The organism is Autumnicola aciditolerans (assembly GCF_041679265.1).
Classification (GTDB): domain Bacteria; phylum Bacteroidota; class Bacteroidia; order Flavobacteriales; family Flavobacteriaceae; genus Autumnicola.
In genome coordinates, this window is sequence record NZ_JBGFSM010000001.1 from 248686 (window position 1) to 269897 (window position 21212).

Below are 21212 nucleotides of genomic sequence, written 5' to 3' on the forward strand. Positions count from 1 at the left end.
ATGAGCACCAAAATTCATCATAACATGTCGCTTACAGGCGAGCCTCCAAAAAGCATTTCCAATACTCAAAAAGCGGCATCTGCAATAGGCCTCACCGGCTTATTGATCCTGATCCTGGCTGTTTTTAATGTGAATTTCCCAAATAAAACTCTTTTTCTAAGCCTTTCCATTGGGCTTATAACCGCGGGAACGGTCATTTTTGCCAATGATGCTTATTTGGGAAAACATATAGGAATCAAGAATAACGGGGTATGGTTTAAATCCCTGAGTGGCCGCGGCTTTTGGGCATGGCTGCTGGCCATTGGCCTTACTTTGCTTTACATTGTGCTTTACTGGTTTCCCGAGTATCTTGGTTTAAACCCGAATGGGGAAAACTCCGGCCTGGTTGCGCTTTTCGATCCATTAAGCAGAATGATTAGTGGCCATGCGGCAAGCCAGTGGTTTATGTATGGCACACTTTACACCCTGGCGATACTCATTTTTGGATATAAATTTATTCTGAAGTACCGCCACAACCGGTATGAAATTATCCGTACCTGCTCGGTTATGTTTTTTCAACTGGGATTCGCATTTCTTATTCCTGAAATTTTAATGCGGCTTAACCAGCCATACTTTAATCCGGCAAATATCTGGCCGCTCAATTATGACCTTTTTGCCGATTATAAGCTTGAAACCTTCTTTTCTGCCGGGAATGTAGGTATGTTCATGCTTTTCTTCGGAATTGCTTCCATCTTTATTATCACCCCAATTTTAACTTATAAGTATGGAAAGCGCTGGTATTGTTCCTGGGTTTGCGGTTGTGGCGGCCTGGCTGAAACTGCCGGGGATCCTTACCGGCATCTTTCAGATAAATCTTTGAAAGCCTGGAAAATTGAACGTTGGCTAATCCACAGTGTCCTGGTATTTGTGGTGGTTATGACCATTGCGGTGGTGTATAGTTTTTTAAATGAGAATCCCGGGGAAACCTGGCTCACAAAAGATGCATTTCTCTGGGGTTCGGCTGGTTTTCTCACCCTTCTGTTTGCTCTAATCATGATTTTTAAAAGAAAACAACTTGCCGAAGATGCCAAAAAAGGAGCCATAGTCTATTTGTCCATTATCTTTTGCATTATTGGCATAAACTACTTCAGCGGAAACGGGAATATTTTCTTTATCCATGGCGGCCAACTTCGCCAGTGGTATGGTTTCCTTATTGGGGCAGCATTTTCAGGAGTGGTAGGAGTTGGTTTTTATCCAATTTTCGGCAACCGGGTATGGTGCAGGTTTGGGTGCCCAATGGCAGCGATACTGGGAATGCAGCAAAGGCTTTTTTCACGCTTCAGGATCACCACCAATGGCGGGCAGTGTATTTCCTGCGGAAACTGTTCCACCTATTGCGAAATGGGTATAGATGTGAGGGCCTATGCCCAAAAAGGGCAAAACATTGTACGCTCCAGTTGCGTTGGCTGCGGAATCTGCTCGGCGGTTTGTCCCCGCGGAGTGTTAAAGCTGGAAGACGGCCCACAGGAAGGAAGGATAAACTCTGAAGAAGTTTTACTGGGAAATGAGGTGGATTTGCTGGACTTAATCAATCAGAAAAGCAGGTAATTTGTAAGTAATGCCTTTTATTTGCGTACCAATTAACAGCTTCATCCCAGAAGCTTAAAACCGCAAATCTTAATGCCGCCAATTATAAAAGTTATTATTCCTGCATTTAACGAGGCTGCATCTATTGGTAAAGTTATTTCTGAAATCCCCAAAACAGTATCAGAAGTAATTGTGGTTAGCAATAATTCTACCGATGCTACTGAAGAAAATGCGAAAGCTGCCGGCGCCACGGTAGTTTCAGAAGAAAGAAAAGGATATGGGTACGCCTGTTTAAAAGGAATGGATTATGTGGCTGCACAGGAACTAAAACCCGATATTATTGTTTTCCTGGATGGCGATTACAGCGATTACCCTTCTGAATTAACAAAAATCACCGCTCCAATAATTGATGATAATATTGATTTTGTGATTGGCGCACGGGTGAAGAAATGGCGCCAAAAGGGCTCCATGACTTTCCCGCAGATTTTTGGCAACTGGCTGGCCACTTCTTTAATGAAGCTGTTTTTTAATGCGCGCTTTACAGACCTTGGCCCCTTTAGGGCAATAAAATATGAAAAACTGCTAAAGCTACGCATGGTAGATAAAACCTATGGCTGGACCATAGAAATGCAGCTAAAAGCTTTAAAACATGGATTGAGATATATTGAAATCCCCGTACATTACAAGAACCGCATTGGGGTCTCCAAGGTTTCCGGAACTGTTAAAGGTGCTATCTTTGCGGGTATAAAGATTTTAAAATGGATCTTTAAATACAGTTTTAATTAATGGATCTTGGAATACTCATAATATACTCTTTGGCATCGGCTTTAATTCTTTTTTACAGCCTTTCGCAGCTTAGTTTACTGCTGCTCTACAGGCGTTCAGTAAAAGACAAAGATGATTCGCCTAAATATGACCTTTCTTTTCCTGAAAATCTTCCTTTTGTAACTATTCAGTTACCCCTGTACAATGAAAAATACGTGGTGGAAAGGCTGCTTAGAAACATTGCAGAAATTGAGTATCCACAAGAAAAACTGGAGATACAGGTACTGGATGATTCTACAGACGAATCATTAGAAAACACCGCATTGCTGGTACAAGAACTTCGGCAAAAGGGAGTTAATATCCGGCACCTTTTAAGGGAGGAGCGTATTGGTTTTAAGGCCGGGGCTTTAAAAGAAGGACTCAAAACTGCCACAGGAGAGTTAATTGCTGTTTTTGATGCAGATTTTCTTCCGAAAAAAGATTGGCTGCAGCAAACCGTACCCTGGTTTAAAGATCCTGAACTTGGGGTGGTGCAAACCCGTTGGGGGCATATTAACAGGAATTACTCCATACTTACCAAAGTCATGGCTTTTGCCCTGGATTTTCATTTTATCGTGGAACAATCCGGAAGAAATTATGGAAAGCACTTTATGAATTTTAACGGGACTGCCGGCATCTGGAGGAAACAATGTATAGTTGATGCGGGCAACTGGGCCGGCGATACTTTAACCGAAGATTTGGACCTTAGCTACCGTGCACAGCTTAAAAAATGGAAATTTAAATATTTACAGGATGTGGAAACCCCTGCCGAACTTCCTGTGATTATTAGTGCCGTACGTTCCCAACAGTTCCGGTGGAACAAAGGTGCGGCAGAAAATTTCAGGAAAAATTTCTCACTGCTTTTAAAAGACAAAAGTCAGGCTTCTTCAACAAAAATTCATGGTTTTTTTCATTTGCTTAATTCCAGCCTATTTGTGCTCCTGCTCCTGCTTGCCATTTTAAGCATCCCGGTTTTGTACATTCAAAATTCTAATCCACAATTTAACGGGTACTTTAAGCTGATGGGGGTTTTCGCAATTAGCGCCATTATCTTTTTTGCCTGTTACTGGATTACGTGGAAGAAGCTAAACGGGAACGGTTTCAGAAGTTTTTTCAGGTTCCTGGGAATGTTTTTTGCTTTTTTTTCGGTAGCTATGGGTTTATCGGTACATAATTCCATTGCTGTTCTTGAAGGCCATTTAGGAAAAAAAAGCGATTTTGTAAGGACACCAAAATTCAACATTCATTCTGTTAAAGATTCCTGGAAAGGAAATGTGTACATCAGCAAAGAATTTTCGGTAACCAATTTCATAGAGATCTTTTTGCTGCTTTACTTTTGCTTTGGAATTTACAGCGCGATAAAATTGAATGACTACGGATTATTAATTTTTCACATGATGCTGGTGGCAGGGTTTGGATTTGTGGTATTCAGCTCGCTGAATCCAAAAAGGTAAAGCCTTATTTTGGTAAATTTCAACTTGAAGATCCAAATAATACGTAGGTAAAAATTGGCAAAATCCGGCAAAAATCAAGATGAAAAAATTTCTGAAGCACCATAAATTCTCTATTCTGCTGCTGCTTGCCATTGCTGCATTTTATATAAGTTTTGGATATGGGCTCGAAAGGAGTGATTTTATCAAGCTCATTACCCTCTACGGCTCATTATTCTTTCTTAGCTTCAAGCTTATAAAACTGGAGAAGAGGAATTTTAGATTTCTCATGGGAGCAGCTATAATTGTTCGGCTCTTGTTCCTGTTTACGCTACCAAACCTCTCCCAGGATTTTTACCGTTTTATCTGGGATGGAAGACTGGTCACTGAAGGTCTAAACCCTTTTCTCTACTTACCGGAAGAATTGCCCGCAAATTTGAAGATAATCGGTGATCACGCCGAATTACTTAATGGAATGGGTACTTTAAGCGCCGGAAACTATTCTAATTATCCACCTATAAATCAGCTGCTTTTTGGCATTGCTACTTTTTTTTCAGGTAAAAGTATTTTAGGCGCGGTGGTAGTAATGCGGCTGATCATTATTTCAGCGGACATTGGAGTTTTATATTTCGGGAGAAAACTTCTTTTGGCTTTAAACCTGCCGGAACATCAAATCTTCTGGTTTATTCTGAATCCCTTTGTAATTATAGAACTTACCGGGAATTTACATTTTGAAGGCGTAATGCTGTTTTTCCTAATCTGGTCTCTTTATCTTTTAAGCCGAAAAAAATGGATCTGGAGCGCAATATTGCTGGGCCTTTCCATTTCGGTTAAACTTCTGCCCTTACTAATACTGCCATTATTCCTGAAGTTTTTCCGGAAAAAAGAAACTGAAGAAGAGCAAGTTGCAGAAAAAATACATTTTAAAAAACTGGTAGCATATTATTCCATAAGCCTGCTCGTGGTGGTGCTTACGTTTCTCCCTTTTATATCTGAAGAATTTCTGCGGAATTTCTCTCAAAGCATAAGCCTGTGGTTTGGTAAATTTGAATTTAATGCCAGTATCTTCTATATTATCCGCTGGATTGGATTCCGGTTAACAGGTTTTAATGTGATTGTTTATGCAGGAAAGATCCTGCCTCTCCTTAGCCTTTTGTTATTGGTGCTTTTGGCGGTAAAAATACCAAACCGCGACTTCAGGGGGTTTCTTACCAGCTGCCTGTTGGGAATTTCGGCTTATTTTTTTCTAAGCACCACTGTACATCCCTGGTATCTGGCCACTCCCCTGTTACTCTCTGTATTTACAACCTACCGCTATATGATTTTGTGGACGCTAGTAGTAATACTTAGTTACGCTGCTTACGCGAACCCAGGGTTTCAGGAAAATTTAGGGTTGCTGGCGATAGAATATATAAGTGTTTTTGCCGTTTTGGGCTATGAATTAAAAAAGCGGAAATTTGTTAACGTCTAGGCTCCGCTCCCGTTTTTTGAGAGAGGTATAAATCCCTTATGTAGATAACCCCTCCAAAAAAGTGCGCAGAAATTAATACCGGATCCTTCCTAAAAATTCCGTAAGTAAGTAACAGGCAGGATCCTGTAAGACTTAATATCCAGAAGCCCGTGGGCAGTGTAGATTTTTTATTTTTTTCAGCATAATACCACTGATAGAAAAACCTGCCGGTGTACACCAGCTGCCCCAATATTCCCAGTACCAACATCCAGGGAGCCATATTCTCTCCTTTAATAAGATCTTTCCAGTCCAGCCTGCCAAATAGGGCGATGTATAAAATAATAAGTATTGGAAAGGCCACCACCAGAAGCTTAAACAATACCCTGCGATTTTTCCATTCGTGCTGAATTCTTAAATTTCTCCAGTAAACACCATAAATGAGGAACTGCCCCAGCATGATGGCCAGGTCTTCTCTAAGGTAACCGTAGGTAAATAAGAGCAGGGAAGCTAACAGGCTTAATTTCCAATAGAGTACAGGAGTCTCCACTTTTTTGGCCTTTTCAGAAAGGAACCATTGGGAAACCAGTCTTGCAGAAAACAGAAGTTGCGCAAGAAAGCCTATTGCAAAAATTATCCACTGATTCATGTTGAAATATTAGGAGCTTCCCGAAAAGCAGGAAAACACAACAGCTGCCTAATACTATGAAAACGCATATCAGGCAGCTGTATCTTATATTGAGAATTTATTTTACATATCCAGCAAGTAGGCAAATACCAATGGTGCCACGATAGTGGCATCGCTTTCAATAATATGTTTTGGTGTATCTATATCCAGTTTTCCCCAGGTTATTTTTTCATTAGGTACCGCTCCTGAATAGGATCCATAACTTGTGGTAGAATCTGAGATCTGGCAGAAATAACTCCAGAAAGGAGTATCGGTTCTTTCCATATCCTGGTAAAGCATAGGTACCACACAAATTGGGAAATCCCCGGCAATTCCTCCACCTATCTGGAAAAAGCCAATGCCGTTATTGCTATTTTCGGTATACCAGTCGGCCAGAAAAGTCATGTATTCTATGCCAGATTTCATGGTAGAAGGTTTTAATTCTCCTTTTAAGCAGTAAGAAGCGAAAATATTTCCTAGCGTACTGTCTTCCCAGCCTGGCACCACAATAGGCAGATTTTTTTCTGCCGCGGCGTACATCCAGGAATCCTTCAGGTCTATTTCGTAATATTCTTCCAAAGCCCCGGATAGCAATAGCTTGTAAATAAATTCATGCGGGAAATACCGTTCTCCTTTTTCTTCGGCCTCCTTCCATATCTTCACAATATTGTGCTGAATCCTGCGGAAGGCTTCTTCTTCAGGAATGCAGGTATCGGTTACCCGGTTAAGGCCCTGTTCCAGGAGATTCCACTCTTCTTTAGGAGTAAGATCACGATAATTTGGCACTCTTTTATAATGAGAATGGGCAACAAGGTTCATTACATCTTCTTCCAGATTAGCGCCTGTACAGGAAATGATCTGCACCTTATCCTGCCGAATCATTTCGGCAAAGATCTTTCCGAGTTCGGCAGTACTCATTGCCCCGGCAAGGGAAACCAGCATTTTTGAGCCTTTTTCCAGCTGCTTTTCGTAATCTTTAGCGGCATCTACAAGGGCTGCGGAATTAAAATGTAAATAATATTTTTCAATAAATTGAGAGATTGCTCCTTTACTCATCTTCGTCTTCTTCTTCGTTATAATTTAAATATTTGAATTTGTAGCTCAACATTTTATAATAAAGCTTGGCCGCCAGAAAATCTGAGGACTTTTCCTTTTCATTTGGGCAAAGTTCCACAATGTCAAAACCTACTACGTTCTTCTTTTTGAACAGCAGTTTTAGAAACTCCAGGGTTTCGTACCAAAACAATCCACCCGGCTCCGGGGTTCCTGTAGATGGGAGGATGGAAGGATCAAATGCATCCAGATCTATGGTTATAAAAACATTTGGCGTCATTTGCCCAAGGGCATCGTCCTGCCAGTCTTCATATAAATCGTGGGCAAAATACACCTGGTTTTCATCCATATGGTCCTTTTCTGAAATATCCATAGAGCGGATTCCTACCTGTACGAGGTTGGTGGTTTTACTTGCTTCATGAAGAGCGCAGGCATGGCTGCATTTGCTCCCTTCATATTCTGGCCGCAGATCTGCATGGGCATCCAGCTGCACTACGGTAAGGTCTTCAAAAGATTCATTAAAAGCGCGTATAGACCCTATAGAAAGGGAATGCTCACCTCCAAAAAGGGTTACAAACTTTTCCTGCTTGATATAGTTCTTGGTGGTTTTGTAAACGGCTTCCACCATTTTTTCCGGAGAAGAATTCTCTGTTACCGGAGGGGCCAGGTAAATTCCTTTTTTATAGACCTCACTGCGGGTTTCAATATCATAAAGCTCCATGTTTTCTGAAGCTTCCAAAAATGCATCAGGACCCTTATCTGCTCCTTTCTGCCATGTGCTGGTTCCATCATAAGGGACAGGAATCAATACCACTTTTGCATCGTCTATACGAGCATATTTATCTGGTATCCCTGCGTAATTCTTCTTGCTCATTGTTAGTTGTTGATTTTTAAACTGAATTTTATAAAGAACTAAGGTATAAATTTTTTAGTTGCCTGAACCATAACCTAATATATTCAACATTTCTTCTACATTTTGCTGGGCGCTGAATAATTGTGTTGTTATCCTGCCATTCTCATCCTTATCTATAAGAATATGCTTTGGCTGCGGGATAAGACAGTGTTGTAAACCTCCAAACCCCCCAATGGTTTCCTGATACGCACCGGTATTAAAAAAGCCAATATAAAGGGGCTTGTCCCGTTTATATTTAGGAAGATAAATAGCGTTGGTATTTTGTTCAGAATTATAATAATCGTCACTGTCACAAGTTAATCCTCCAAGGAGCACCCGTTCATATTCATCATTCCACCTGTTTACGGCCAGCATCACAAATTTTTTACTAATCGCCCAGGTATCGGGAAGTGTGGTAATAAAGGACGAATTGATCATATTCCATTTCTCACGGTCATTTTGTTGCTTCTGGTATAGAATTTCATAGATCGCGCCACCGCTTTCTCCCACGGTAAAACTCCCGAATTCAGTAAAAATATGGGGTACATCCACATCTGCTTCGGCGCAGGCCAGTTTTATCTGGTTAATGATCTCCTCTACCATGTAGGCGTAATCATAATCAAAAGCAAGGGAATTTTTTATAGGAAAGCCTCCTCCTATATTCAGACTGTCAAGGCTGGGGCAGATTTTCTTAAGGTTTATATACACCTTAAGGCATTTGTTTAGCTCGTTCCAGTAATATGCGGTATCGCGAATCCCGGTATTGATAAAGAAATGCAACATTCGCAAGTTTACCTTATCATTGCTTTTAATCTTTTGGTTGTAAAAAGGAACAATATCCTTATACCCAATCCCAAGGCGGGAGGTATAGAATTCAAATTTTGGTTCTTCTTCAGAAGCAATGCGAATCCCAACTTCAAAATCCTCTTCAATGTTATCACTAAGAAGATCTATTTCTTCATAATTGTCTATAATTGGAATACAGTTTTTATGCCCTTCATTTACCAATCTTGAAATGTTAGAAATATACTGGTCACGCTTAAAACCGTTGCAGATCACATAGGTATCATCGGTTATTTTTCCTGAAGCCTTTAATTTTTCAACAATATTAATATCAAAAGCAGAAGAGGTCTCAATATGAATATCATTTTTAAGGGCTTCCTTAAGCACATGCTCAAAATGAGAACTTTTTGTGCAATAACAGTAATTATACCTTCCCTGATAATCATGCTTTTCTATAGCATCCCGGAACCACTTCTTTGCCCGGTTAATATTTTCTGAAATTTTGGGCAGGTAAGTGAATTTTAAGGGAGCACCATATTTTTCCACAAGATGCATCAAATCTATATTGTGGAAATGAAGTCCGTTTTCTTCAAGTTTAAATTCTTCCTGCGGGAAATAGTAGGTTTGGTCTATTAGATCTCTATACTTGGTATTCAATGGATTATTTTAATTTTAAAGAGTAAAAATTAGGCATTAATTTATTGTACCAAAAAATATGATTGGTAAATTATTGTTAAGAAAGATTTTCTGAGAGCCCGGCGATACCTTCCCGCTGTTTAGGGAAGACAATTCCTTACGCTGCATGTAAGCAACCTGGATGGAAAAAGAGTATGTCACTCTTTATTATTGTTTATCATCAACAGTTTTAATCTTTAGAATTTAGATCGTAAAACTGATGTAAATGTATAAAAAAATTATTTCAAACCTCATCCTGAGAAAAATTCAGAAGATTTTTTCCTGGCAGGAAATTACCTTAAACAGTGATTAAAGTTTAGGTATTTTGTAAAGCAGCAAAGTCCTTTTAAAATGGCTAAAGATTACGAAGGTTTATGAGTTCCTGGTTGGTTAACACTCTAAACCGGCCCCTTGGAAGATCCTTTTTTGTTAATCCGCCAAAGACCACGCGGTCCAGCCTTACCACCTCATAGCCCAGGCTTTTAAAAAGTTTCTGGACAATATGTGCTTTAATACTTTTAATTTCCAGTCCAATTTCATTTTTTGGCCGGTCTGTAACATAGCTTATCTCCTGGACAGTTAGTTTGCTTTTTTCAATAAAAACGCCTTCCCTTATCTTTTCCAGATCCTCCTGTGAAAGGGGTTTATTTAGCTCTACATGGTAAATCTGTCGGATGCCGTTTTTTGGTTTTGCAAGATTTTTAGCCAATGTCCCATCATTGGTAAAAACCAGTAAACCTGTAGCCTGTGTATCTAGTTTTCCTACGGGATCCAACTTAGATTTTGAAGCCCTGCTCATAATATCCATTACGGTTCTCCCACCTTTTTCAATGCTTCCCGTGGTGTAGAATCCTTTTGGTTTGTTCAGCAGAAAATATTCCGGTTTATCAGGACTTACACTACGGCCGTCAAACTTCACCTCATCATCTAGCTGTACCTTATAACCCATTTCAGTTACCGTTTTACCATTTACGGTAACGTTGCCGGCTGAAATAAAAATATCGGCATCCCTCCTGGAGCATATCCCGGCATTGGCAATATATTTATTAAGGCGAATCCCGCCGGCATCAGCTGCTTTTTTAGGGGGCGCTGCTGTCTTATCCTTTTTACCCACGGGCGCATTTCCCCTGGCATAGGATTTTTTTCGCTCCCCACCTTGCCTTCCGCTCATTTTGCCTCGTGAAGAATTATCGTTTCTGCTCATACTGATATTTTTTGCAAAGATACTGGATAGATTGTGAGTTAAATAAGATTTAATGAAAGATTTGTGGAGACGCTACCATTTCGTGGAAATCCAGTCTTCTGCATTTAATATTCTATACGGTTGTTTTTTTCCTGCCATTTTTTAAAAACAGGCAGGCCTTCTTCCCTGGCCATTTTTACAAATTTTATGCGCCGGTCTTGCATGTCTTTATCTATTTCGTCATAAATAAACTGATCATCAAAACCAATTTCAGCGGCATCATCACGGTCTAAGGCATAGTATACTTCTTTTGGCCGTGCCCAGTAAATAGCTCCAAGGCACATTGGGCAGGGCTCGCAGGAAGTGTACAAAATACAGCCATCCAATTGGAAACTCTCCAGTTCTTTACAAGCTTTCCTAATGGCTACCACCTCTGCATGGGCAGTAGGATCGTTGGTGGAAGTTACCTTGTTGTAAGCTTCAGCTATAATTTCATTATCTTTTACTATTACGGCGCCAAATGGGCCGCCGGCACCTTTATCCATTCCTTTTTCAGCAAGCGCAATGGCACGCTTTAGGAATTCTTCATGAGTTTTATTCATTTAATCTAAATTTTCTTCCGGCTTTGTGCCGAAGGGATTTTAAGAATTTATTGCTAAGTCATTCAATTAAGACAGCAAAATTAATCAAAATGCAACTTCTGCTGTTTTTAATGCCGAAGGATTCTTCCGAAGAAATTATAAGAGATTAAAATACCCGGGTAAGCACCTCATCGGGATCTATGAGCAAAATGCTAAAAACCCCTGCCACAATAATTAATTTCAAAATATTGTGCAACACCAGGTATTGCCACTTTGCTTTACTGAAGTAGAGGAAAAGCAGAAAAAATACCAGCAGGCCCAGCGAAGCAAAAAAGTAGTAATCCATATACCCAATTTCAAACCGGGTGCTAAGCAGCATTAACGGCACTACGGCCAGTACCGCAAGCACGGCAAGGAAGAATTTGCTCCATTTTTCCCCGTAAACCAGCGGGATGGTTCTATAATTCTGCACCAGGTCGCCCTGCATATTTTCCAGGTCTTTTACCAGCTCCCGCATCACAATCATTAAATATAAAAATGTGGCATGAATAAAAATAACGGTTTCAAAATTCTTGTAATAGATGAAAATGGCAAAAAACGGACTTATGGTTAAAATGGAAGCCACAAGATTACCTACAAAAAGAATTTTTTTAAGCCGGTGGGAGTAAAACCAGATCACGAAAATGTAAAGTGAAAAGAACACCACCGCACGAAAGGAGACATAACTCGCAAAGAAAATCGCTGCAAAATTTAGAATAAAATATACAGAGAGCTTGGTGCGCTGGCTAACCACCCTGTCCAGCATGGTTTTTTTGGGCCTGTTAATAAGGTCTTTTTCGCTGTCGTAAAAATTATTTATAATATACCCGGAAGCTATTACCGTTGCGGTGGAAAGGATTAAAAAAAACAGGTTATCATCAAAAAGGATATCCCTTAGGGGCAAATCGTGTGCGAGAATAAACGCTGAAGTTAAATACTGCGCGATAATTACAATAAGGATGTTGTAACCGCGCACCACAGAAAACAAACTAAGCAACTTAAGCAAAAAGCGTTTGTTCATTAAGGCCGACATGTATTTTTAAGTTCTAGAAGTTATAGACTACCTCTAAATTATAGCCTTTAAGCGCTTTTTTGGCCTTTTCTATATCTTCTGTAAAACCTAAAATATATCCACCGCCACCGGAACCACAAAGTTTTAAATAATAGTCGTTGGTATCGATCCCCTGCTTCCAGATTTTATGAAATTGTGCCGGGATCATAGGTTTAAAATTATCCAGCACCACATGGGAAAGGCTTTTCACATTTTTAAAAAGCGATTTTACATCTCCCTTTAAAAAATCGTCCACACAGGCATCGGTGTGTTTTACAAACTGGTCTTTGAGCATCTTCCGGAAAGGTTCCTGCTTCATGTTTTCCATAAAAATACTTACCATTGGGCCCGTTTCCCCGGTGATTCCGCTGTCCAGTAAAAAGACTGCTCCTGTTCCCTTTTCAGTTTGGGAAGGAATTCCCGCAGGCTCGATATTGTCTTTAGAGTTTATGAGAATTGGGATGCTCAGGTAAGAATTTAACGGATCAAGGCCTGAAGATTTCCCGTGAAAGAAGGACTCCATTTCCCCAAAAATTTTCTTCAGTTTCAATAATTTATCCCTGGTAAGGTTTTCGAGAACAGTAATTTTATCTGTAGCGTATTTATCATAAATAGCAGCCACAAGAGCGCCGCTACTCCCTACCCCGTAACCTTGCGGGATGCTGGAATCAAAATACATTCCATTAGCAATATCGGCATTTAAACTTTCCAGGTCAAAATGTACCAGTTGCGGATTTTTCAGCTCAAGGTCTTTCAGATAATCTGCAAAACGCTGCAAATTAAGGTTAGATCTTTTAGCCTCTTCAGAAGGATCCTCAGATACTTTCAAAGCGCCGTTGTAAAAATTATAAGGTATGGATAAACCTTTGGAATCTTTGATAATTCCATATTCCCCGAAAAGAAGAATTTTTGAATAAAATAAAGGTCCTTTCATAAATTTACATTTGACAATGGTTAATGGAAAATGTAATTACTTCTGCTTTGCAGTCTTTAATATTGCTACCAGTAACTTCAAAATTTCCTTAATGTCTTTTTGCGAATCCAGATAATTTTCTTTTTCTAAATAATCTGTCGCATTTAATAGCTCAAGCCAGTATTCTGTTTCATTCGCCTCTTTAAGCGCTATAGCCATTTTATGATAAAATCTGCCTTGCTTTCTGCCTGTTCTGCTTCTCTCACCAATGCACCAATTGCGGTACCCGATCGAAGCAATTGTTTGGACATTACAAATTCTTTATTCACAGAAGTCAGAAGCTTATATAAAGTAACAATTTTTACAGAGAACTGAAAACTTTTTATTTTTATAACATTTTCTCTCTCCATTGTACATTATCAATTTTCCATTGACAACTGCTTTGCTCCGCTTCCCAACTGGTCGCAAATATACTGCCCATTTTCACAACAGGCAACTAACTCATTCTTAATGAATTCAAAAATTTCATTTTTATTTTTCTCAGGGTAAAGTACATGCACATTGGCTCCGGCATCCAGGGTGAAGCATACCGGCAGACTAGTCTCTCTTCTAAAATCCCATATCTTGTTAATGATCTTCAGGGTATTGGGCTTCATCAGGATAAAATAAGGCATACTGCTCATCATCATCGCGTGCAGGGAAAGCGCTTCATTTTCTACAATTTTAATAAATTCCTCCAGATTCCCTTCCGCAAAAACCGGCTTAAGGTTTGTAAGATTTGTCTCTGCCTGCTTAAAACGAACATCAGCAAAGGGATGGCCGTGCATTAAATCATGCCCAACACTGCTGCTCACTTCCTTTTTGCCTTTATCCACAAGTAAAATGGTATCCTGATAGTTTCTAAAAATTTCATGAACCTCATCAGGATAAACAATCCCATACAAATCACTGCTTCCCTTAATATTTTCATGTTCTCCCCAAACCACCATTTCACCTTTTATACTCCTACAGGCACTTCCTGAACCGAGCCTTGCCAGAAAGGATGCTTTCCTATTAAAAAAGCCCTCCGACATTTCAGGGTTTAGTTCCTTTTCCAGGCTCATCATACACAAAGCCAAGGCACTCATCCCGCTGGCCGAAGAAGCAATCCCGCTACTGTGCGGGAAGGTATTTTCAGAATAAATTTTAAAGGAGTAATCTTTAAGAAAAGGACAATAACTTTCAATCCGCTTAAAAAAAGTATTGATTTTTGGCTTAAAATCATCCTTTTTCCTGCCCTCAAAAAAAACTTCAAATTCAAAATCTTCTCCTGAATTTTTCTTCTGAAAATCAAGCCGGGTTAGTGTTTTACAATGATCTAACGTGAAACTTACTGAGGGATTGGCGGGAATCTGCTTTGGCTTTTTCCCCCAGTACTTCACCAGGGCTATATTACTGGGCGACTGCCATTTAAAACTCCCATTTTTAACTGACTCTGAATATTCCTGCGGAAGAAACTCCTCTACGCTCATTTCTGAAATTTTAACAAAGGTAATCTTTTATGGAAATGTTTTATAAAGGAGAGTTTCAAATAAATACCTATTTTAGTAGATAAAACCAACCAGGATGAGCCATAAGTTACTCATAAGCAGCACTATTGCCGTATCCGTCTGTCTTCTTTTTGGCTTTCTTGCAGGTATTGCCACCGAGGCCGGAATTTATGACTGGTACCCAGAATTGCATAAACCCTGGATTAATCTGCCGGAATGGATTTTTGGGCCAATGTGGATTATCATGTACTTTATCACCGGAATTGCCGCAGGCCTTGTATGGCATAAAGGTTTTTATCATAAATGGGTAAAAGTTGCGCTTTACCACTTTGGCTTTCAGCTGCTGTTAAGTGCCTTCTGGTCTATTTTATTTTTTGGATTGCACAAGCCTTTCTGGGCACTACTGGACATTATAGCCTTATTTATTTTGGTTCTCATTACCATTAGATGGTTCCGGATAATAAGTGGTACCGCCACGGTGCTCATGATCCCCTATGCTATGTGGATAATGTTTGCGGCAGTGGTTAATTTTGAAGTGTGGCACCTTAACCCTATTTAGCAGCAACAGCTTTTGCGGCAATAAACCCCCCGGTCCAGGCATTTTGAAAATTAAAACCTCCGGTGACCGCATCTATGTTTAAAACCTCTCCCGCAAAAACCAGGTTTTTGCGCAGTTTGCTTTCAAAGGTTTTAAAATTCACTTCCTTTAAATCCACACCTCCGGCAGTAACAAATTCTTCTTTAAAGGTGCTTTTGCCATTGACTTCAAATTCTGCACGGGTTAGTTGAGATGTGAAGGCCAACAGCTGAGATTTATTCAAATTGGCCCAGGTTTCCCGCTCTGTTATTCCCGCTGCTTCTGCCAGGCTTTGCCATAATCGCTTTGGCAGTTCAAACTGGGCATTTTTGGCTACCTGCTGCCTGGCGAGCGCTATTTTTAACTGCTTTAAATTTTCGAGGACTTCTTCGGAAGATGATCCCGGCAGCCAGTTCACCGCTATTTTAAACTGATAATTCCTCTTATTTAAAAACCTAGCGCCCCAGGCCGATAATTTTAAGATTGCCGGGCCGCTTAATCCCCAGTGGGTAATTAACAAGGGCCCTTCTTCCTGAAGCTTTTCTCCCTGTACCTTTACTTCAGCATAGGTAGAAATTCCCGGTAACTCTTTAATACGTTTATCTTCAATATTAAAAGTGAAAAGAGAAGGAACGGCGGGAGTTATTTTATGGCCCAGCTGCTCCAGCAATTTCCATATCCTGGGATTGCTGCCGGTGGCTATCACTATTTTTTCTGCGGAATAAGTAGCTTTTGAAGTTTCGATTTCCCAAAAATCTTCCTCATCGCGAATGGTCTTTACTGTTTCACTTTTCCTGACGTCAATTTTAAGCCTTTGAACTTCCGCAAGAAAACAGTTAATAATGGTTTCTGAAGTATCCGAAACCGGGAACATCCTCCCGTCTTCTTCAGTTTTAAGCTCTACTCCCCGTTCCTCAAACCAGGCTATGGTATCGCCGGTCATAAACTGATGAAATGGCCCGCGCAGCTCCTTTTCTCCCCTGGGATAGTTTTTAATCAGGTTATTCGGAATAAATTCGGCATGAGTAACATTACATCGGCCTCCACCTGAAATACGAACTTTGGTAAGCACATCCTTTCCTCTTTCCAGGATAAGAATTTTAGCTGAAGGCTTCAATTCCGCAGCATTTATTGCCGTGAAAAACCCTGCAGCACCCCCGCCAATTACTATAATTTCGTAGTTCATTTAGTTGTTGGTCCCTTTCTCAGTTGGCAGTCTTTAGTTATTAGAAGTTTGTCTTTTCTGATAATGAACAAAAAATAATTCCCATTTATTTTTAACGAGTTGTAATCCTGCATCGTAAAAGAAACAGCCCGCAGATCACTGCAGAAATTTTTTTATTTTCCACCCTTAATTCACCATTTTTCTATTCCGAAAATAACTCTTCACTTCTCACTTCTCACTTTTCACTTATCACTTTTCACTTTTCACTTCTCACTTTTCACTTCTCACTATTCACTTTTCACTTTTCACTTCTCACTATTCACTTTCCACTTCTCACTATTCACTTTTCACTACAACCTGTCCGGAAAATCTGAAATAATGCCATCTACCCCAAATTCCTTCATTCTGGCAATGGTTTCGGGTTCATTAACCGTCCACACATTTACCTTGAATCCTTTCGCCTGTGCCTCCACCACATTTTCACGTGTAATTATCCCTGCGGAAGGATGAATAGCTGAAGCGTTGAGCTTTTCTCCTAAATTTATGGCTTCAGCGAGGCTGGCTTTGCTTAAAATACCAATAGGGATTTGCTCATCGTATTTTCTAACTTCAAAAAGTTCATTCTTCTGAAAGCTGGAGAGGATAAAATCTTTATACTCCCAACTTCCAGTTTTAATATGCTCCTGTACTATATCGCAGACCGCCTGGGCGGTATTCAATCCTTTTAATTCTATATTAATGGCACATTTGCCTTCTATAAGTGCCAGCACTTCTGTAAGCAGAGGGATCTTAAATTCCCTTTCTATCTTTAAGGTTTTGAGATATTCCCAACTCTTAGCGGCAACTTCTCCACTTACATTTGTAGTACGGTCTAGGGTGAAATCGTGCATAACCACAATTTCGCCTGAAGCGCATCGGTGCACATCAATTTCTACCATATCCACTCCAAAAGCGATAGCTTTTGCGATGCTCTCCAGGGTATTTTCAGCAAGATGCCCTTTAGCCCCGCGATGTCCAATTTTAATAACTGAATTCATCTCACAAAGGTATCTATTTAGCTGAAAAGCTACCGGATTTCAGGAAATTTTGAAAAGTTTATTTAGAAATACTTAAGACCACTTAACATTTTATTTAAGGAATGCCTTCTTATTTTTAATGTTGCACAACCTTCAGCTATAATACAGGCAGGTTAAGCTCTATTAAATTATAAATATTTGAAGCTATGACACAATCAAAAAATTTTCCGCAGCAGGACCAGAGCCAGCCGGGAGATCAAAATAAGATGCATCCAGAACCGGAAATCATCAGAAAAAATTATAAAGGAAGTGAGAAGCTAAAAGGAAAAACAGCTTTTATCACAGGTGGAGACAGCGGAATTGGCCGCAGTGTTGCCGTTCATTTTGCACGAGAAGGTGCAGCTATTGCCATAATTTATCTTGAAGAAGACGATGATGCGCTGGAAACTAAAAAGATGGTGGAAAAGGAAGGACAAAAATGTTTAATTATTGAAGGCGACCTTAAAAATGAAGATTTTTGCAAGCAATCAATCCAAAAATGTCTTTCAGAATTTAATAAAATTGATATCCTGGTAAATAATGCCGCGGTGCAGTTTCCGCAAGAAAATATAGAGGATGTTACCACAGACCAGATGAAGGAGACTTTTGAAACAAATATTTACCCGTACTTTTATCTTGTAAAAGAAGCATTGAAGCACCTTAAGAAAAACAGCTGTATAATTAACACCACCTCTGTCACCTCCTATCGCGGCAGCTCCCATTTGCTGGATTACTCCAGTACCAAAGGCGCCATTACCACTTTTACAAGGTCGCTTTCCAAAATGTTGGTGGATAAAGAAATAAGGGTTAATGCCGTAGCGCCGGGGCCAATCTGGACGCCGCTTATCCCATCCACTTTTGATGATATTAAGGATTTTGGCAAAAAAGTTCCTATGGGCAGGGCGGGGCAACCTTCAGAAGTTGCACCCGCCTATGTTTTTCTCGCTTCAGAGGATAGCAGTTATATTACAGGACAGGTAATACATGTTAATGGTGGTGAACAAATTGGAGGTTAACCATACTTTCTTCTTACCTTGTTCTACAACTTAATTATTTAGTATTCTATGGAAGAATGGTTTAATACCCGCTGGGAATCTATCGCAGCTATTGCAATAAATGCTGTGGGCATTTACATTGCCATCATTATTTTAACGCGTATTTCCGGGAAACGCAGCTTCTCTAAAATGTCCAGTTTTGACTTTGCAATTACAGTTGCTATTGGATCCATGGTTGCTTCTACGGTCCTCTCAAAAGCGGTTACTATTTCCCAGGGTATTGCTGGGTTATGCCTTATCTATGGAATGCAGATGTTTGTAGCATTTTTAAGAAGGTTTAAAGGAGTAAGTAACGCAGTAGATAACACTCCTTTACTTCTTATGGACGGCCGTGAAATTTTAAAGGAGAACCTTAAAAAAGCCAAAGTTACTGAAGGTGACCTCCGTTCTAAACTAAGGGAGGCCAATGTCCTTAACCTATCCCAGGTAAGAGCGGTAATTTTTGAGGCCACGGGCGATATTTCTGTCTTACATAGCCAGGATAAAAACGAGCAATTTGAAGAATGGCTAATAAGTGATGTAAACCGTTAATTATGCTTGCCTGGACAGATGTATTGGGAATTGTTGCGGGGATTTGCACCACTGTATCTGTTATTCCACAAATTAAAAAAGCCTGGAAAACCAAAAAGGTTGAAGATGTCTCTCCTTTAATGTTTGGAATATTACTGTTAGGAGTTTTTCTTTGGGTGGTTTATGGATTCACCCAGAATGATCTTCCTATTATTGCTACTAACGGTGCGTCCCTCGCTTTAAACGGGCTTATGCTTTACCTGATGGTGAGGTACAGGAAAAAGAAGTGATTAGGCCATCATAAAAACTACTGCTGCAGTAATTCCAAACAGGATATGAGCCACCAGTAACTGGATAAAAAAAGACCTCAGCTCTATATTTGGAGGATCTGTATTAATGGCAAACATGGTTTTCCAGCCACCAATTCCTACAATTCCGGCAAAAAAACCGAAAACCGCACCACTCAGGATGGAGGTTTCCACAGAAAAGTTATTCCAGATCCACTCAAAAATAAGTACAAATGCCAGCCCTATGGCAAAATGGATAATCCAGCCCAGCACATTATTTTTTCCCACCTTAAGAGGTATTGTGGATGCACTGCTGGAAAGTTGGTTTAAAAGCTCCGGGGGCTTAAACTGTGAATGTCTAACTGCTGCACATATATAGGTAAAAATAGTCATTACTGCAGTAGCAGTAAAAGCGGATAAAAGAATTAGCGCAATATTCATTTACTTGTGGGATTACAGGCTAATTTAAAGCATTAAAGTAACGCATATAGCTACGGCTCTTAACGCTAAAGCTTTACAGTAGTTAATCTTCATTAAAATACCACTAAGATATTCTTAAAGAATTTCCATCAGAGGGAACAACATTTTAAATTTAATAAAAATTCACTCGAAAATGTTGACAAAGGAAATAAAAACGCAAAAAGAGCAGCTTTCTGTTGATAAATCTAAAGATATTTCTGAAAAGAAAATGGAACAGGAATTTCAGGATTTCATTATAAAAGATAATCATCCATGCGTAATGGCGCAGACTGTTTTTAGCATGGACCATGTAGATTTTCATGCCTACGAAAATTTTGGGTCTAAACAAGCAGCAAGGGAAATTCTTCGTGACCTTAAAATCTATATTGACAATTATGATTTTGAGTCTAACGATTTCTTTACTTTCATGGCTGCTTTTAAAGGTCGTAAAAATTTTACAGAAGAGCAGTTTGAGCAATTGCTGTGGAAGCAGTTGCAGTTTCTTCATGAGACAGATGACGCTGCATGGGATCCCAATGTAAGTAAAGATCCTGAGAGTGAAAAATTCAGCTTTAGTCTTGGCGGCAAAGCTTTTTACATGGTGGGGCTGCATCCAAACAGTTCAAGAAAAGCGAGACAAAGCCCGTTTCCCACTATTGCTTTTAACCTACACTGGCAGTTTGAAAAGTTAAGAGATATGGGGACTTATCAAACCGTGCGCGACAAAATAAGAGAACGGGATACAGAACTTCAGGGAAACATAAACCCCATGTTGGAAGATTTTGGAAAAAATAGCGAGGCCCGGCAATATAGTGGAAGAAAAGTTGGTGAAGAATGGAAATGTCCGTTTCTTAATCAGAAATAAGCATAATGTACCAACGGGACAAATATAAGAAGACAGATAAAAAATATATTTTTGATTTTATAAATAAACATCCCTTTGCCACGTTAGTTTTACAAGGAGAGCGCCTGCTGGCTACTCACATTCCTGTACTCCCAAAGGGAAATGCGGAGCATTTTGTTCTTCATGGCCATATTGCCTGGAACAATGAACAATACCCCTATTTAAAAGACGGCCTGGAAGCCCTTTTGATTTTTCATGGTGCACAGGGTTATATTTCTTCTTCCTGGTACAGAGAGAAGGACATAAGCACATGGGACTATTCGGCCATACATGTAAATGTTAAACTAAAATTGCAAACTAGAAAAGAGCTGGAGGAATCTCTGGAAATCCTTGTTTCTCATTTTGAAAAGGATCAGGAAAATCCTCTTTTATACAAAGACCTTCCGGAAGATATGCTTAAGCAACATTTACCAATAATTAAAGGATTTTGGGGAGAACCTGTGAAAATTGAAGCGGTCGCAAAATTGCATCAGGGTTTTGAAAAAGAAGATTTGAAATTAATAACCCAACATTTAGAAAAGACCAAAGACTCTAGCTGCCTGGCATTAAAAAAGGATATAGAAAAGGAAAACCAGCAATTGCTCTAA

At 39.7% G+C, this 21212-nt stretch carries 22 protein-coding genes and 1 pseudogene; 10 read left to right on the top strand and 13 right to left on the bottom strand.

The window, feature by feature from the left end; translation table 11 throughout:
* The 4 genes from AB8M93_RS01130 to AB8M93_RS01145 all read left to right on the top strand — a co-directional run bounded on the left by AB8M93_RS01130 (window position 1) and on the right by AB8M93_RS01145 (window position 5271).
* Window positions 1-1587: a 4Fe-4S binding protein gene (locus AB8M93_RS01130; RefSeq protein ID WP_373055743.1), complete on the top strand. Its 1587-nt coding sequence runs from the start codon at window positions 1-3 to the stop codon at window positions 1585-1587.
* 72 nt (window positions 1588-1659) lie between these two features.
* Window positions 1660-2352: a glycosyltransferase family 2 protein gene (locus tag AB8M93_RS01135; RefSeq protein WP_373055744.1), complete on the top strand. Its 693-nt coding sequence runs from the start codon at window positions 1660-1662 to the stop codon at window positions 2350-2352.
* Window positions 2352-3824: a cellulose synthase family protein gene (locus AB8M93_RS01140; RefSeq protein ID WP_373055746.1), complete on the top strand. Its 1473-nt coding sequence runs from the start codon at window positions 2352-2354 to the stop codon at window positions 3822-3824. Before AB8M93_RS01135 ends, AB8M93_RS01140 begins: the two co-directional genes overlap by 1 nt.
* A gap of 79 nt (window positions 3825-3903) precedes the next feature.
* Window positions 3904-5271: an MptA/MptB family glycosyltransferase gene (locus AB8M93_RS01145; RefSeq protein ID WP_373055747.1), complete on the top strand. Its 1368-nt coding sequence runs from the start codon at window positions 3904-3906 to the stop codon at window positions 5269-5271.
* On the opposite strand, the gene AB8M93_RS01150 is transcribed toward AB8M93_RS01145, so the two are convergent.
* The 10 genes and pseudogenes from AB8M93_RS01150 to AB8M93_RS01195 all read right to left on the bottom strand — a co-directional run bounded on the left by AB8M93_RS01150 (window position 5261) and on the right by AB8M93_RS01195 (window position 14595).
* A complete protein-coding gene (locus tag AB8M93_RS01150) occupies window positions 5261-5896 on the bottom strand; it encodes a lipid-A-disaccharide synthase N-terminal domain-containing protein (protein ID WP_373055749.1) in 636 nt (211 codons plus the stop codon). The two genes, AB8M93_RS01145 and AB8M93_RS01150, sit on opposite strands and share 11 nt — an antisense overlap.
* Before the next feature lie 102 nt (window positions 5897-5998).
* Window positions 5999-6970, bottom strand: a complete 972-nt coding sequence (locus AB8M93_RS01155; RefSeq protein ID WP_373055750.1) for a deoxyhypusine synthase family protein — start codon at window positions 6968-6970, stop codon at window positions 5999-6001.
* Window positions 6963-7841 carry an agmatinase gene (gene speB / locus AB8M93_RS01160; protein ID WP_373055751.1) on the bottom strand — a complete coding sequence of 293 codons (879 nt, stop codon included), beginning with the start codon at window positions 7839-7841 and terminating at the stop codon, window positions 6963-6965. The genes AB8M93_RS01155 and speB overlap by 8 nt, the downstream gene beginning before the upstream one ends.
* A 54-nt stretch (window positions 7842-7895) precedes the next feature.
* The gene (locus tag AB8M93_RS01165; RefSeq protein WP_373055752.1) at window positions 7896-9299 is read right to left on the bottom strand and encodes an arginine decarboxylase; all 1404 of its coding nucleotides are present in this window, start codon (window positions 9297-9299) and stop codon (window positions 7896-7898) included.
* A 373-nt stretch (window positions 9300-9672) separates the two neighbouring features.
* Entirely contained in the window at window positions 9673-10521 is an 849-nt protein-coding gene (locus AB8M93_RS01170) for a pseudouridine synthase (RefSeq protein ID WP_373055753.1), read from the bottom strand.
* A gap of 104 nt (window positions 10522-10625) precedes the next feature.
* Window positions 10626-11102 (bottom strand): nucleoside deaminase, encoded by a 477-nt coding sequence (locus AB8M93_RS01175; RefSeq protein ID WP_373055755.1) that lies wholly within the window; start codon window positions 11100-11102, stop codon window positions 10626-10628.
* A 145-nt stretch (window positions 11103-11247) separates the two neighbouring features.
* Complete coding sequence (locus AB8M93_RS01180) at window positions 11248-12153, bottom strand: geranylgeranylglycerol-phosphate geranylgeranyltransferase (RefSeq protein WP_373055756.1); 906 nt, start codon at window positions 12151-12153, stop codon at window positions 11248-11250.
* Between the two features lie 13 nt (window positions 12154-12166).
* Window positions 12167-13105 (bottom strand): mevalonate kinase family protein, encoded by a 939-nt coding sequence (locus tag AB8M93_RS01185; RefSeq protein ID WP_373055757.1) that lies wholly within the window; start codon window positions 13103-13105, stop codon window positions 12167-12169.
* Window positions 13106-13141: 36 nt separating this feature from the next.
* Window positions 13142-13494 (bottom strand): annotated as a pseudogene (locus tag AB8M93_RS01190) (four helix bundle protein).
* A 9-nt stretch (window positions 13495-13503) separates the two neighbouring features.
* A complete protein-coding gene (locus AB8M93_RS01195; RefSeq protein WP_373055759.1) occupies window positions 13504-14595 on the bottom strand; it encodes a diphosphomevalonate decarboxylase in 1092 nt (363 codons plus the stop codon).
* 94 nt (window positions 14596-14689) lie between these two features.
* On the opposite strand from AB8M93_RS01195, the gene AB8M93_RS01200 reads away from it, so the two are divergent.
* Window positions 14690-15172, top strand: a complete 483-nt coding sequence (locus AB8M93_RS01200) for a TspO/MBR family protein (protein ID WP_373055761.1) — start codon at window positions 14690-14692, stop codon at window positions 15170-15172.
* On the opposite strand, the gene AB8M93_RS01205 is transcribed toward AB8M93_RS01200, so the two are convergent.
* On the bottom strand, window positions 15165-16376 hold the full coding sequence (locus AB8M93_RS01205; RefSeq protein ID WP_373055763.1) for a BaiN/RdsA family NAD(P)/FAD-dependent oxidoreductase: 1212 nt from the start codon (window positions 16374-16376) through the stop codon (window positions 15165-15167). The genes AB8M93_RS01200 and AB8M93_RS01205 overlap by 8 nt on opposite strands.
* Before the next feature lie 329 nt (window positions 16377-16705).
* Window positions 16706-17392 carry a glycerophosphodiester phosphodiesterase gene (locus tag AB8M93_RS01210; protein WP_373055765.1) on the bottom strand — a complete coding sequence of 229 codons (687 nt, stop codon included), beginning with the start codon at window positions 17390-17392 and terminating at the stop codon, window positions 16706-16708.
* A 185-nt stretch (window positions 17393-17577) separates the two neighbouring features.
* Here AB8M93_RS01210 and AB8M93_RS01215 point away from each other — a divergent pair, with 185 nt between their 5' ends.
* From AB8M93_RS01215 to AB8M93_RS01225, 3 genes are read left to right on the top strand one after another with little or no spacing between them, the layout of a single operon-like run.
* Window positions 17578-18426 carry an SDR family oxidoreductase gene (locus AB8M93_RS01215; RefSeq protein ID WP_373055767.1) on the top strand — a complete coding sequence of 283 codons (849 nt, stop codon included), beginning with the start codon at window positions 17578-17580 and terminating at the stop codon, window positions 18424-18426.
* Window positions 18427-18474: 48 nt separating this feature from the next.
* Window positions 18475-18996, top strand: coding sequence for a DUF421 domain-containing protein (locus tag AB8M93_RS01220; RefSeq protein WP_373055769.1), 522 nt, complete (start codon window positions 18475-18477; stop codon window positions 18994-18996).
* Between the two features lie 2 nt (window positions 18997-18998).
* On the top strand, window positions 18999-19265 hold the full coding sequence (locus AB8M93_RS01225) for a SemiSWEET family sugar transporter (protein WP_373055771.1): 267 nt from the start codon (window positions 18999-19001) through the stop codon (window positions 19263-19265).
* On the opposite strand, the gene AB8M93_RS01230 is transcribed toward AB8M93_RS01225, so the two are convergent.
* The gene (locus AB8M93_RS01230) at window positions 19266-19703 is read right to left on the bottom strand and encodes a hypothetical protein (protein WP_373055772.1); all 438 of its coding nucleotides are present in this window, start codon (window positions 19701-19703) and stop codon (window positions 19266-19268) included.
* 172 nt (window positions 19704-19875) lie between these two features.
* On the opposite strand from AB8M93_RS01230, the gene gntA reads away from it, so the two are divergent.
* Together gntA and AB8M93_RS01240 are read left to right on the top strand one after the other, a co-directional pair.
* The gene (gene gntA / locus AB8M93_RS01235; RefSeq protein WP_373055774.1) at window positions 19876-20586 is read left to right on the top strand and encodes a guanitoxin biosynthesis heme-dependent pre-guanitoxin N-hydroxylase GntA; all 711 of its coding nucleotides are present in this window, start codon (window positions 19876-19878) and stop codon (window positions 20584-20586) included.
* 5 nt (window positions 20587-20591) lie between these two features.
* A complete protein-coding gene (locus AB8M93_RS01240) occupies window positions 20592-21212 on the top strand; it encodes an FMN-binding negative transcriptional regulator (RefSeq protein WP_373055776.1) in 621 nt (206 codons plus the stop codon).